Here is a 14,464-nt window from a genome sequence, read left to right on the forward strand (position 1 = left end):
TTTTTCTTTTTTTCTAACAATATTAAATCTTCGTTGACGATAATAAGATTTTTGTGATAAAATTGCTCTTATGGCAGAAAATAAATAACAATAAATATAAAAATAAATTAAGTAAAGAAAGTAGTGGAACATAATGGAAAGAAAAGATATTCGTAATATTGCAATTATTGCCCACGTAGATCATGGAAAGACAACTCTAGTTGATCAAATGCTTAGACAAAGTGGGACATTTAGAAGCAATGAGTTTGTAGAGGAAAGAGTAATGGATTCAAATGCTTTAGAGCGTGAACGGGGAATTACTATTCTATCTAAAAATACATCAGTAAGCTATGAGGGTGTGAAGATTAATATAATTGATACACCTGGCCATGCCGACTTTGGTGGAGAAGTAGAACGTATTATGAAGATGGTAGATGGTGTGTTGCTTTTGGTAGATGCCAAAGAAGGGCCGATGCCCCAAACCAGATTTGTACTAAAAAAGGCATTAAAGGAAGGCTTAACTCCAATTGTTGTAATCAATAAAATCGATAGACCCGATGGAAGGCCAGTTGAAGTGGAAGATGAAGTATTAGATCTTTTTATTACCCTTGAGGCAGATGATGAGCAGTTGGAGTTTTCTACCGTTTATGCATCAGCGAAGGATGGTCTAGCTAAGGTAACTATTGAGGGAGAGGGTGAAAATCTTCGACCCTTGTTTGAAGCTATACTTGATAAAATCCCTTGTCCAAAGGGAGACTCAGATATGGGCCTACAACTATTAATCTCCAATATAGATTATGATAAGTATATTGGTAGAATAGGGATAGGAAAAATTGTTAGAGGTACCATCAACAAGAATCAAAATGCTGTATTGGCTCAAACTAAAGGTACAGTAGCAAATGTAAAGGTAAGTAACTTATACAATTTTCAAGGCCTAAGCAGAGTAGATATTGAAAGTGCTACGGTTGGAGAAATAGTAGCTATTTCAGGGATTCCGGATATTAATATAGGAGATACTCTATGCTCTGTTGACAATGTAGAGCCGGTTCCTTTTGTTAAGATAGACGAACCTACAATCTCTATGCATTTTATGGTTAACGATAGTCCTTTTGCAGGTAAAGAAGGAAGCTATGTTACTAGTAGACATTTAAAGGATAGACTTGAAAGAGAAATGCTTTCTAATGTTGCCATGAAAATGGAAGAAATTAGTGCTGACTGTTTTAAGATATTAGGAAGAGGAGAACTGCATCTTTCAATCCTAATTGAAACTATGCGTAGAGAAGGCTATGAGTTTGCTGTTTCTCGACCAATGGTTATACTGAAAAAAAGTGAAGCTGGAACCTTAGAGCCCTTTGAGCACTTGTTTGTTGAAGTGCCTGAAGAAAATGCCAGTGCTGTTATTGATAAATTAGGACAGCGTAAAGGTGAAATGCTGGACATGGCACCTACAGGAACAGGTATAGTAAAGCTTCAATTTAGAATTCCAGCTAGAGGGTTGATTGGCTATCGTTCAGAATTTTTAACAGATACAAAGGGATATGGAACCTTCCATCATTTATTTGATGGCTATGATTCTTATAGAGGTGACATAAAAGTCAGAACAAGAGGTTCTTTAGTTGCATTTGAGACAGGTACTGCTGTAGCTTATGGTATCTATAATGCTCAGGAGAGAGGGCAGATGTTCATTACTCCTGGTACTGAGATATATGAAGGAATGGTAGTTGGAGAAAGCTCTAGGCTAGAGGATATTGCTGTAAATGTGTGTAAGAAGAAACAATTAACCAATATTCGTTCGTCAGGAAATGATGATTCACTTAGATTAATAACACCAACAATATTTTCGCTAGAGCAGTCATTAGAGTTTATTGCAGATGATGAACTGGTGGAGATTACACCTAAAAATATAAGAATTAGAAAGAAAATTTTAGATAAAACAACTCGTGAGAGGGCTCAAAGGAAGTAGAAAAGATGGCATAATGCCATCTTTTTTTATGGGAAAATTACTGTTGACATATGATGGTAGAAGGAATATAATGTGACTATAGAGTCACATGAGTTTCAAAAAAAATTTAGCCACCAAGTGACTAAAGAGTCATAAATTCGCAAGGAGGTTTATATTATGATACAAGTAAAGAATTTATATCACAAATATCCTAACAAGGAAGCATATGCCGTTAATGATATTTCCTTTGAAATTAATAAGGGAGAAATTATGGGCTTTTTAGGACCCAGTGGAGCAGGTAAGAGTACCGTGCAAAACATAATGACAGGCTTATTACCTCTTCAAAAGGGTCAAATACTATATGAAGGAACAAGTATTAAGAATCTAGATAAAAATTTCTATAATAGGTTAGGGGTATCCTTCGAGCTACCTAATCTATATGAGAAGCTAACAGGCTTTGAGAATTTAAAATATTACGCAGGTCTTTATGAAAGGGAAACAGAGGACCCTCTAAAGGTACTTGACATGGTTGGTTTAGCAGAGGCAGCCCACAAAAGAGCAGGATCTTATTCAAAGGGTATGAAAAATAGGCTTGTATTTGCAAGATCAATAGTAACAAAGCCAGAAATTATGTTTCTTGATGAACCATTATCAGGATTAGACCCAACTACAGGGAAAAGGATTAAGGAAATAATAGAAGCTAAAAGGGATGAAGGAAACACCATTTTTTTAACAACCCACAACATGTTTTTAGCTGAAGAAATATGTGACAATGTAGCATTTATAAATGAAGGTAGGCTAATTGCTATTGATACTCCTAAAAATTTGAAGCTTCAATACGGTAGCCATTCTATCAAAGTTGAATATAGAGTCGAAAACCAAGTAAAAACTGAAATCTTCTTTATTGAAAAGGAAGAGGACAATAAAAAATTACAGCAAGTAATTAATAATAAAGAGATTATCACCATGCATTCCCAGGAGGCTACCCTCGAGCAAATATTTATTAAATTAACTGGCAGGGGGTTAAGCTAAGATGCTTAATAAAATTTTAAATATGTTAAAGCTAGATGCTAAAATTATGCTGCGGAATGGTTTTTTGTGGGTTGTATTGGGAATGTCTCTATTCTATGTTATACTGGTTCGATTTGTGATACCAGAAGAGTTAAAGCTTACACCAGTAGAATACATTTTAGATAATACTACTGGATATCAAGTAGTAGAGTACTTTAGTGATATAGATGAAGTTGAAAAAATGGAAGGTAGATTTGTAGCCACTAGGGAAGAGCTAATGGAGCAACTAGAAGGAAATGGTCGTTCTCTTGGAATTGTATTTGAAGATCATCAGGTTACAGTTATTCGGCAGGGATATGAAAATAATGAAAACATAAATCTATTAGTGGCATCAATTGATGAAGTAATGAAGGAAATAGGATTAGCCGAGAGACCTGTCTACTATGAATATGAGTTCCTCAGAAATCGAACCGAAATAATACCCTTAAATAAATATCTAATTCCTGTTTTCTTAGCAACTGATGTAGCCATGCTTGGTTTCTTCTTTGTGGCAGTTATGATGTTTCAAGAAAAGAAGGAGGGGAGTATTGCAGCCTATAGGGTAAGCCCTGGAGGTACCTTTACCTACATGCTATCGAAAATATTACTAAATACGTTATTATCAGTGTTGTTCGGTTGGATTTTAGCAGTATTTACTTTGGGCTTCACCTTTAATTATTTACACTATACAATAATTATTTTTTTAGTAGCACTATTTATATCAATACTTGGGTTGCTAATCAGCTTGTTTTTTAAGGATATTTCAGAGTTTATCTATGTAGCCATGATCATATTTGTAGTATTGTCATTTCCGATAGCTGCTTACTTGTATCCCTCTCTATCGGTACCATTTTTTCGCTTTATACCATCATATCCTGTTATGTTTACAATAAGAGAAATACTATTTACAACTGGGAAGAGTGGAATTTTAGAATATTCCATAATTCTATTAATTCAAATCACCATAGCTTCAATTCTCTGCTATAAGGTTGTTGATAGAAAATTATTAAAGAATAGGAAGTGATGTCGTGAAAAGAATAATGTTTTTATTTAGAAAAGATGTGAAGTCTGCCTTTAGAGATAATTTAATAACATATATAATGATTGCTCCTATTATTCTTTCCTTTATATTAATTATGGTTATGCCTGTAATGGATGGAACTGGTTTAACCTTTGCTATAGACAATACCGTATCTGAGGATTTTGCAGTTGAACTACAGCAATATGGTAAAGTTGAAAGATTTTCATCCATCAATGACCTTGAGAAAAGAGTATTGTTACCTGATGATGTTCCAGGTATTACCTTTGATTCAAGCTATCGTATCCTGCTGGAGGGAAATGAAAGTGAAGAATTAATTCAACTAGTTGGTATGGTTGTAGATAGAGTTGCCCATGGAGAGTCACTAATTAACATTAAAATTGACAGTATGATGATACAAGAATCAAGTATTCGAGAATATAGTGCCATAATAATGATACTAACCAGTATATTATTAGCAGGTGTCATAATGGGCTTTAATATAATCGATGAAAAGGAAACGAGAGCAATACATGCAATTTCAGTTTCTCCTGTTAAAATGATGGATTATGTTATTGGCAGAGGGCTAATAGGAATAATATTCTCGTTAATACTGGGTCTATTGACATCTATAATTATTATGGGCTTTAATCTTGATTGGTTGATGCTAATTGTTGTTATATTGGTTTCCTCCCTGCTAGGAATTCTAGTAGGCTTCTTTCTCGGCTTCCTTGCCAATAATCAAGTAAGTGGTATAGCCATTATGAAGGTGACAATGGTACCAATCGTCTTTACAATTATTGCTTCATTCTTCACACCTGATAAGTGGCAGTGGTTGTATTATCCACTTCCCAATTACTGGACATTCCAACTGGTAAGTGATGTGATTTTCAGAAGCTATGATTCCTTTAAGATAAATCTTATAATGACATTTGCTTTGAATTTTGGGCTTTTATTAATTTTCTTTCCTCTTATGAAAAGAAAATTTAGATTAAGATAGAAGGGAGGTCATGTGATGCCAACGTGGGGATGGATCCTTATAGTAGTTGCTATTATAGTAATACCAATAAAAATTAAAGTGCTGAAGAAGATGCTTGAAAAGAATAAAAACAAAGAATTAGATGAGTAGAAAATTAAATGAAATAAAAGAATAATTCAAATAATAGGAGGGATGATAAAAAATCATCTCTTTTTTTATAGTCTAATATTTCCTATAAATTTCCACTTGCTTATAATTTTTTTCCTTCACTCTTAACTCTTAACTCTTAAGATATTCATTAGCTTTTTTAAGGAAGATAGACTTTAATTAAGAAGTTTGATACAATTTAAAAATAACAGGAAGCACCTATCTACACTGTTAGGGGACTCTATAACGATAATGAATTATAATAATCAAAAACTGTAGTAATTATATGAGGTGACAAAAATGAATGAGAGAAGCTTAAGGGTATTGGAATTTCAAAAGATTATGGAAAGACTTGTTGAAAAATGCAGATCTTCTTTAGGAAAGGAGTTAGCAAGCCAGCTAAAGCCTAGTGTAATACTTAGTGAAATAAAAGGATTTCAACAGGAAACAAGTGAAGCGCAGGCAATTCTAGTTCAACGGGGTAATGTACCTATTGATGGCATACATGATATTGCCCATATGATTAGAAGAACAGAAATAGGCTCATATTTAGATCCAGGACAGCTGCTAATTGTAAAAGATACAATGGGTGTTGCAAGAAAAATGAAAGCATTCATTAAAAAAGATAAAGAGGAAGCAAAATTTCCTCTTATAGAAGGTACTATCAATAGCCTACATGCCTTTAAAGATATTGAAGATAAGATAGGAAACTCAATTTTAAGTGAAACGGAGATTTCAGATAATGCAAGCTCAGAGCTTAAACAAATCCGTCGTTCTATATCTTCTAAAAATGATGCCATAAGAAATAAGCTTAATAGCATTATTTCTTCATCAACTAATCAAAAATATCTACAGGATGCAATTATCACCATGAGGGGAGACCGCTACGTTGTTCCCGTTAAACAAGAGCATCGTGGAAATATTCCAGGTCTAATTCATGATCAATCTTCCAGTGGAGCAACTTTGTTTATTGAACCAATGGTGGTTGTAGAATTAAATAACGAGCTAAAAGAATTACGGCTAAAGGAAAAAAGGGAAATCGAACGAATACTAATGGAAATTGCAGCAATTATTGCTGAAAGAGGTCAGGAAATCATAAGCAACCAAAAGCTTCTTCAATACCTGGACTTTGTGTTTGCAAAAGGCAAGCTATCATTAGATATGAAGGGTATTGAACCTGGATTGAATAATCTTGGAAAGATTAACATAAAGCAAGGAAGACATCCTTTATTAAAGCATAATGAGGTAGTCCCCATCAATATATGGTCAGGAGATGGCTTTAAAACTCTTATTATAACAGGACCAAATACTGGAGGAAAAACCGTTACATTAAAAACAGTAGGTCTACTGACATTAATGGCTCAAAGTGGATTACATATCCCTGCAGACTATGGAACAGAGGTTGCTATATTTGAACAGATATTTGCTGATATTGGTGATGAACAAAGCATTGAGCAAAGCTTAAGTACCTTCTCCTCCCATATGACAAATATCGTAACCATACTGCAGGAGGTAACTGAGAATTCTTTAGTTTTGTTTGATGAGTTGGGGGCAGGGACAGATCCAGTAGAGGGAGCCGCCTTAGCTATGGCAATATTAAATCATCTTAAGGTTATTAATGCCAGTGTTATAGCAACCACCCACTATAGTGAGTTGAAGCAATATGCATTAACTAATGATGACATTGAAAATGCTTCGGTTGAGTTTGATGTTGAAACCTTAAGGCCAACCTATAAGCTTCTTATTGGGGTGCCAGGAAAATCAAATGCCTTCGAAATATCAAGAAAGCTAGGGTTAATGGATGAAATAATTGATGCAGCAAAGGAGTTTATTTCAACAGAAGCCATACATTTTGAAGATCTATTGCAAAATATCGAAAGTAATAGAAGGGCAACAGAGGCAGACCGAGATGAGGCTAAACGACTGAAGCTAGAATCCGAAAAATTATTTGATCAATACGAGGATAAGAGACGACAGCTGGAGGAACAACGAGATAAAGTAATAAAGGAAGCAAAGAAGGAAGCCCATAAACTATTGAAGGAAGCTAAGGCCGAGGCAGAAGAAATAATTAAATCCCTAAGGGATATTAAGGTGGAAATGGAAGAGAAGGAAATTAACCGTCAAATTGAAGCCTCTAAGAAGAAGCTAACAGAAAAAATGGATCTAATGGGAGAAAATCTTGAAGATGTGTTCCAAAAGAAGACAAATAGAAAATCACCTAAAAATCTGAAGCCAGGAGAAACCGTAAACATATTATCGTTAAATCAGCAGGGGCATGTGATAACTCCAGCAGATGATAATGGTGATGTATTAGTACAGGTGGGGATAATTAAGGTTACCATGCATATCTCAAATCTAGAGCGGGTTAAGGAGCAGAAAAATCCAAAACAAACAGGTGTAGGTAAAATAGTAAAGAGTAAAGCTGAAAACATTAGAAATGAACTGGATGTTCGGGGACAAAATTTAGAGGAAGCTATGCTTGAGGTGGATAAGTTTATTGACGATTGTTACATAGCTGGTTTATCACCTATTACTATTATACACGGGGTAGGAACCGGAATACTGAGCTCTGGAATTAAACAAATGTTGAAGAAAAATAGGCATATAAAAGACTACAGAGCCGGACAGTATGGAGAAGGCGGTGCAGGAGTAACAGTTATTCAATTAAAATAAATAGGTGGAAGGTGAAAATATGAAGCTGCTTATCAGTGCTTGCTTACTTGGAGTTAATTGTAAATATTCTGGAGGCAATAACATTCAAGAGAATATTTCTGAAAAGCTGAATGATTATATATTAATTCCCATATGTCCAGAACAGCTTGGTGGTTTAACAACTCCAAGGCCTCCGGCTGAAATACAGTTGGGAGATGGCTTTGATGTTTTAGAGGGTAACAGTAAAGTCATTAATATAGATGGACAGGATGTTACTGAGGCCTTTATAAAAGGTGCGGAGGAAACTTTGAAAATAGCTGAAATGTATAATATACAAACAGCCATTTTAAAAGCCAGAAGCCCTTCCTGTGGATTAGAAAATATTTACGATGGCTCCTTTTCTGGAAAACTAAAAAAAGGGTGTGGTGTAACTACAGCTTTATTAAAGAAAAAAGGAATAGCTGTTTTTACAGAGGATTCTGGGTATATATAAAAAAATAGGAACATTTTGTAAGGAAATGCAGTCTAATATGTAAGGAGGGGATACTATGAAGAATAGAATTATAATATTGCTTGTAGTACTTTTTATGGTAATAGGAATATCTGCTTGCTCAAAAAAGGTTAACGCAGATGAAAATCAGCAGCCAGAGGTACCGGTTGTAGGTGAAACGGGAGAAGATCCATCAGATGATGTAGATGAATTATATTATGTTTTATATCTTAAACATAATAGTAATCCTTTTATTTTCGCCGATAGCTTTAGTATAAAGGAGAATGACCGTAGACTAGAAAATAAAACCTTTGAGTTTTTCGTAATGGAAGAGTTAATTGCTCAAGCAGATATTGATGACTTAATTAACCCTATTCCCAGTGGAACAAGGGTATTGTCAGCTGAAAAAGTAGGACGAACTGTTATTGTAGACCTATCTAAAGAGTTTAAAGACAACATGGAGGGGACAAAGACAGATATAGAAGCTACAATAGCTGTGATTGTCAATTCCCTTACAACATTACCCGGTAATGATTCTGTAGAAATTCTTGTTGAGGGAGAAAAAATTACGAATTTGAAGGGTGTTAATATCAGTAAAACCTATGAGTTTATTAGTGATTTTCATCTAGATAAGTAAAATCAATAAAGAGAAATGAAAAAGGGGCTGTCTTAAAATGATTTTTTCTATAATTATTAAAAGACAGCGCCGTTTTTGATTTGACTACAAAAAAACTACTCATAATTATAAAGTTTAATAATCACGCGTAGCGTTAAAGGTATTTTTTTGCATAGCAAAAAACGCCATCTAAGTTCATTTATATTAATAGACTTAGCCATTATTTCTGATTGTATTAATAAGATGTTAGAATTTTCATCAACAACACTTTAACTTAACAGTTTATTGCCTTGAGCCAACCATTTGTATTTTAACATTCGGTTTAATAATAATATTGGCTCTAGAGAACTGCTCATTCCACTCTTCTGCATCAAAAAAAACAGGATGATTAACCTTTACATACTTACCATATCCAATACTATCAACGCCAAACTCGTTTCTTAATTTCTTCAGAAGTTCCTCACATATTATTTTTATTTGACTATTGGCTGCCTGCTCCATGCTTTTGATAGTTTTATCATCAAAAACTGGAGCTGACGAAGTATATTCAGAAATATGGGCATTTAAACGTACCTCTTGAATTATCGTCAATTCATTATTTATTAGGCTGGTTTCTATTTTACTCTTCCCCCTCATTACTCTTAAAGTTAATATTGAACTTTCTTCAACTTCTCCCAACGGATAGGGTAATGTAATAAATCCATCCTGTACTTCACTTCTTAATAGGGTTAGAAGCATACTATCTATACCTTCGACTATACCCACCATTTTATCCTTATTAAATAATCCAACACTATTTATCTGAAATTCACTGGGTTTATTTCCGTATTTTATGAAGGGAATTACAGGTTCTATTCCGTCTGTTTTTAGGTCATTGTTAAAGCTTCTTAGGGTAACCCTTGGAACTGTTGAGGTTTCTTGACTTTGTTTTAATAAGTCAAAAATATATAAGCTTACTAATGCTGTAGTTTGAGGTTCTACATTCATTAGATTTACTGCTCTACCTTCCACCACCAGCAGTTTAATAGTACCCCTACCCTCTGGGTCCCTCAGCATCGAATCAATATGTATTCCTATGCCTTTATTAGCTACGTCCTCTCCTATGAACAAAACTTTTGTATTGGCAAAGGTGATACGTCTAGCCGCTTTATTTTGTATGTTATCTTGCGCATTTCTTAATGATTCTCCTTCACTGTGTATTTCCACTTTTGGCTCTGGAGCCTCTGGGTCTATTGTAGGTGCCACAATTGTAACAAGAAAATGTTGCTGTTTTTCCTGACTGGTATCAATGCCAATACCATACACCAGGTATAAATCATCCAGCTGCTTTGCATCCCAGCAGGAGGTTAGTAGCATGACTATAACAGCTATTGCAATTAATTTAAATGGTTTTATCATAAGCTTTCTTCCTTCCCCATATTAAGTACATAATAAACAAAATAATAGGTAGAAATATGCCAAAGCAAACATTTGCCTTTCCTACTATTTCACTGTATTCAGCTACTTTAACAGAGTTTTCTGGTAATAATGAGAGTATATATATTATAGGTGTAAAAAGATAAACAAAGGTATTGGTTTTTTTTGTTTTAAAAACAGATTGAAAGGCTATACATCCAGCTATGAATTGTATGCTCAAGGTACCTATAACAGCAAATGTCCAGAAGAAGGTAAAGAAAATTTCAATCCTTTCTATGATGGGAAAATCTATTACATCTAAATAATTTATAAAAGAGTACAGAATTTCTGTAATTTCTTGATACCCAAATAAAGCAATTTGACTGGCTACAATGCTGGTATATAAAACAGTTACAAACAAAATCGCTAACATTGAATATCTAATATTCATTTTATTTTTATTTGATATAAAGGGATATATTATTAAAATAACCTCATATCCGCCAAAGGCATAAAAGGAAGGCGGTATTCCTTTTATTATGCTATGGATTCCAGAGTCTCCTATGGGCTTTAGGTTTATCAAAGAAGCCTCAGACAAGGATGGGAAAATTAAAAAAATAAATGGAATAATAGCAAGAACAATTATTTCATTAAATCTGCCCACAAATGTTAAACCGTCCTTTGTTATATATACAAGTGTTGCAACAATTATAAAGGATATTACTGTTAATGGTGTTCTAGGTAAAAACCATGTACCCACCATTTCACATAGGAATCTTATTATTAAAGAAGTCGTAAAAATAGCATATATACCATATGCAAAAACTACTAAATATGCCAATGGCTTGGTAAGTAATAATGACATGTATTGAATGAATGTTAATTGGGGGAATTTACTTATTACAAAAATAGTAAAAGCTATTATAATACTAATACCTATCCCATTAACAAGTACAGATATCCATGCATCTTGTTTGGCAATTTCAGCAACTGATCTAGCAAGACCCAATACACCAGTTCCCACCATAATACTAATTATCATAATATAGCTTTGAAAAGATGTAATCTCTCCATCCTTAAACTTGCTAATCATTGCCTGTCCTCCATTCTATTTTCTGCTTTTCTTTCCTTTAGGAGTTGGTATTGGTCTGGTTTTTAGTCCAAAGAGGGGTGCTCTAATGGCAGCATCCTTCATATCTACAAGGTTAGAGGGAGCAAAGGGTGACAAATACGCAAAGCCAAAGGAGTTCAAACTACATAGATGGTATATTAACCAGGTCCAAGTAATTATAATACCAAAGGCACCAAAGGTGGCTGCCATTAAAATCATGGGTATTCTTATAAACCTCATGGTATATGATGTACTAAAATGGGGAAAGATGTATGATCCAATTACAGTAATTGCAATTACAACAACCATTGTTGGACTTACTATGTTTGCCCTTACTGCTGCATCTCCTATAACTATTGCCCCAACTATTCCAATGGTTTGTCCAATTTTTATTGGAAGACGATCACTGGCCTCCCTTAAAAGCTCAATTGTTCCCTCCATCAGTAAAACCTCTATAATGGGGGGAAAGGGAACCTCCACTCTTGATTTTGCAATATCCAACACAAAATCTGTGGGTAATATTTCCTGGTGAAAGGTTGTTATTGCAACATATATTGCAGGAAAGGTGGTGGCTATTATAAAACCAAAAAATCTAATAAGTCTAACAAAGTTAGCAAAAACTAACCTCTCATAGTAATCACCCGGTGATTGAAACAATTGAATAAAGCCAATTGGTAATATTAAAGCATCTGGTGAACCATCAACTAGAATGGCCATTCTACCCTCCAAAAGATTGGCACATACTTTATCTGGTCTTTCTGTTACTTGCATTTGAGGAAATAGTGAATAGGTATTCTCCTCCAATAATTGCTCAATATATCCGCTATCAAATATACCATCAATTTCTATCTCTTCTAATTTATTAACAACATAATTGAGGAGCTGTTGATTTGTAATATCTCCTATGTACACTACAGCTATACTGGTATTGCTTCTACTTCCTACTTTTAAGTCCTTTACCTTTAAATTGGGGTCCTTAAGCTTTCTTCTTATTAGTGCAGTGTTTGTTCTAATATTTTCAACAAAGGCATCCTTCGAACCCCGTATCACTGATTCCACTGAAGATTCTTCCACTGCTCTAGATTCCCATCCCCTTGTATTCAATATAAGAGCTTCATCGCTACCTTCTAAAAATAGAGCAGTATTTCCTGATAATATATTTTCAATAATTTCATCAAAATTATTTGATCTATTTATTTCATTAACCAGTAATAGGTTTTGTAGCAAATCGATATTGATTTTTTTAGAGTTATAAATCTGGCTATAAAGGTTAATTTGCTTAATAATTCCATCGTTAATGGACATACCCTCTACTAATCCATCTGTAAATACCAATACTATTGTATCCTTGTTAGTTTTGTGATTTGATTTTATTTTTCTAAAAACAATGTCGCTGCAATCACTAAATCTCTTTTCAAGGTAATCTACGTTAAAAACAATATCTTTTGCTACAAAATGATTATTGGGTGGTTTCGACTTGTTATTACTTTGTGATTTAGAAGCTCTAATCCCATCTAGAAAACCCAAGTTTTATCCTCCAATCTAATATATGTATATATATATTGTTAATTAAAAGAAATAAAATATTCATTTGTATCTTTTATATAATAAAGTAAGTTATCTTTTTTATGAGTACTATTAAGTATAATGGGTAATTACTTAAGGTCTTTTAACAACTATTTTGTAGCCAAATAACAGAAGGGGGATTAAAATGTTACATAGCAAAGCAGGAAAATCACTTAACACTGATGGAAGCAATATTTTAAATGAAGCTGTATTACAGAAGTTTACTACTAGTATTAGGTTTAAATTTATAATATTTATTATTCTTTCTTTGTTGGTAAGTGGATCTATATCAGGGTTTATTAATGCACTAGTAAACAGATTCATTCATGTTAATCAATATTTTGGTGTCTATATTTCTACTGCCATCAATATTTGTGTAATCACAACCCTAGTTTTACTAATAACTAACAGGCTAATTTTAAAACCTATAAAGGACATCATTTCTGTAATGAATAAGGTATCAGATGGAGATTTAAATCAAGCAATTGAATCACAAAAAAATGATGAGATTGGTTTACTGGGTAAGAATTTTGATAAGACTGTTGAAAGCATTAAAGCTGTAATAGTAACTATTCAAAGCGTATCTCATCAGTTAAAAAATTTAGCTAATCTAATAGGTAACTCCATTGATGAGACAAGTTCGTCCAGTGAAGAAATTTCAAAGACAATAGAGGAAATAGCTGCAGGTACAAATAATCAGGCCCAGGAAACAAGCAAAGGTTTGAAAGAGATTTATAGTTTGGCAGAAAGAATCGATAGAATATTATTGAAGTTAAAGGATACTATCGATTCAACTGGTCTAATGAAGGAAAATAATCAGTTGGGAAGGAAATCAATACATACATTTAAAGAATCATTTGTTAAATATACTGATGAAGCCAACAGCATGGCTAGAAATATTTATACACTTTCAGATAAATCTAGATTAATTGAGGATATATTAAATAGCATAAATAATATTTCCAACCAAACTAATTTATTAGCACTTAATGCTGCTATAGAAGCTGCCAGTGCGGGAGAAGCTGGAAAAGGCTTTGGGGTAGTTGCACAGGAAATAAAAAAGCTTGCTGAAGAATCGGCAGAGTCCGCTAATGATATTCACTCAATCATTAATGAAATTAAAGAAATAATTGAACTAACAAGTATTAAAACCAAGGAAAACACTACATTACTTACTGACTCAATGGTAACATTGGAAGATACTGAAGAAGTTTTTAATAGTTTAGATGAGTGTATTATCTCCGTTGCAGATGATGTGAATCAGTTATCATCCGATTTACATAATATTAATGACATTAAACAAAGTGTAGTAAATTCTATTACAAATATCTCTACTGTTAGTCAACAGTCAGCACTTGCTACCGAACAAATTAGTGCTAGTTCTCAAGAACAAAGTGCCGCAATGGAGGAAGTTAACAGTTCCACTCAAAAACTCAATGATTTAACACAAGAGTTACAAAGAACAATAGATGCTTTTAATATTTAGGTATAATACATCTAACATATAAATGTAATGGAA

Annotated in this window: 11 protein-coding genes; 8 read left to right on the top strand and 3 right to left on the bottom strand. The window is 33.7% G+C overall.

What is annotated here, in order from left to right; genetic code table 11:
• The first annotated feature begins 133 nt into the window (after positions 1-133).
• From typA to BLP68_RS16130, 7 genes are all read left to right on the top strand, one after another.
• Complete coding sequence (gene typA, locus BLP68_RS16100; protein WP_091545756.1) at positions 134-1,942, top strand: translational GTPase TypA; 1,809 nt, start codon at positions 134-136, stop codon at positions 1,940-1,942.
• 156 nt (positions 1,943-2,098) lie between these two features.
• Entirely contained in the window at positions 2,099-2,953 is an 855-nt protein-coding gene (locus BLP68_RS16105; protein ID WP_091545757.1) for an ABC transporter ATP-binding protein, read from the top strand.
• A gap of 1 nt (position 2,954) precedes the next feature.
• Positions 2,955-3,995 carry an ABC transporter permease gene (locus BLP68_RS16110; protein WP_091545759.1) on the top strand — a complete coding sequence of 347 codons (1,041 nt, stop codon included), beginning with the start codon at positions 2,955-2,957 and terminating at the stop codon, positions 3,993-3,995.
• 4 nt (positions 3,996-3,999) lie between these two features.
• Positions 4,000-4,989: an ABC transporter permease gene (locus BLP68_RS16115; RefSeq protein WP_091545761.1), complete on the top strand. Its 990-nt coding sequence runs from the start codon at positions 4,000-4,002 to the stop codon at positions 4,987-4,989.
• Positions 4,990-5,415: 426 nt separating this feature from the next.
• A complete protein-coding gene (locus BLP68_RS16120) occupies positions 5,416-7,788 on the top strand; it encodes an endonuclease MutS2 (RefSeq protein WP_091545763.1) in 2,373 nt (790 codons plus the stop codon).
• Between the two features lie 19 nt (positions 7,789-7,807).
• Complete coding sequence (locus BLP68_RS16125; protein WP_091545764.1) at positions 7,808-8,260, top strand: 2-thiouracil desulfurase family protein; 453 nt, start codon at positions 7,808-7,810, stop codon at positions 8,258-8,260.
• 55 nt (positions 8,261-8,315) lie between these two features.
• Positions 8,316-8,894 (top strand): GerMN domain-containing protein, encoded by a 579-nt coding sequence (locus BLP68_RS16130; RefSeq protein ID WP_091545766.1) that lies wholly within the window; start codon positions 8,316-8,318, stop codon positions 8,892-8,894.
• Between the two features lie 261 nt (positions 8,895-9,155).
• Here BLP68_RS16130 and BLP68_RS16135 read toward each other — a convergent pair whose 3' ends face one another.
• From BLP68_RS16135 to BLP68_RS16145, 3 genes are read right to left on the bottom strand one after another with little or no spacing between them, the layout of a single operon-like run.
• The gene (locus BLP68_RS16135) at positions 9,156-10,271 is read right to left on the bottom strand and encodes a Ger(x)C family spore germination protein (protein ID WP_091545768.1); all 1,116 of its coding nucleotides are present in this window, start codon (positions 10,269-10,271) and stop codon (positions 9,156-9,158) included.
• A complete protein-coding gene (locus BLP68_RS16140; protein ID WP_091545769.1) occupies positions 10,255-11,361 on the bottom strand; it encodes a GerAB/ArcD/ProY family transporter in 1,107 nt (368 codons plus the stop codon). Before BLP68_RS16140 ends, BLP68_RS16135 begins: the two co-directional genes overlap by 17 nt.
• A 15-nt stretch (positions 11,362-11,376) precedes the next feature.
• A complete protein-coding gene (locus BLP68_RS16145; protein WP_091545771.1) occupies positions 11,377-12,906 on the bottom strand; it encodes a spore germination protein in 1,530 nt (509 codons plus the stop codon).
• Between the two features lie 184 nt (positions 12,907-13,090).
• Here BLP68_RS16145 and BLP68_RS16150 point away from each other — a divergent pair, with 184 nt between their 5' ends.
• Entirely contained in the window at positions 13,091-14,431 is a 1,341-nt protein-coding gene (locus tag BLP68_RS16150) for a methyl-accepting chemotaxis protein (RefSeq protein ID WP_091545773.1), read from the top strand.
• The last annotated feature ends 33 nt before the right edge of the window (positions 14,432-14,464 follow it).

The organism is Alkaliphilus peptidifermentans DSM 18978, from assembly GCF_900101495.1.
GTDB classification, from domain to species: Bacteria; Bacillota; Clostridia; order Peptostreptococcales; family Natronincolaceae; genus Alkaliphilus_C; species Alkaliphilus_C peptidifermentans.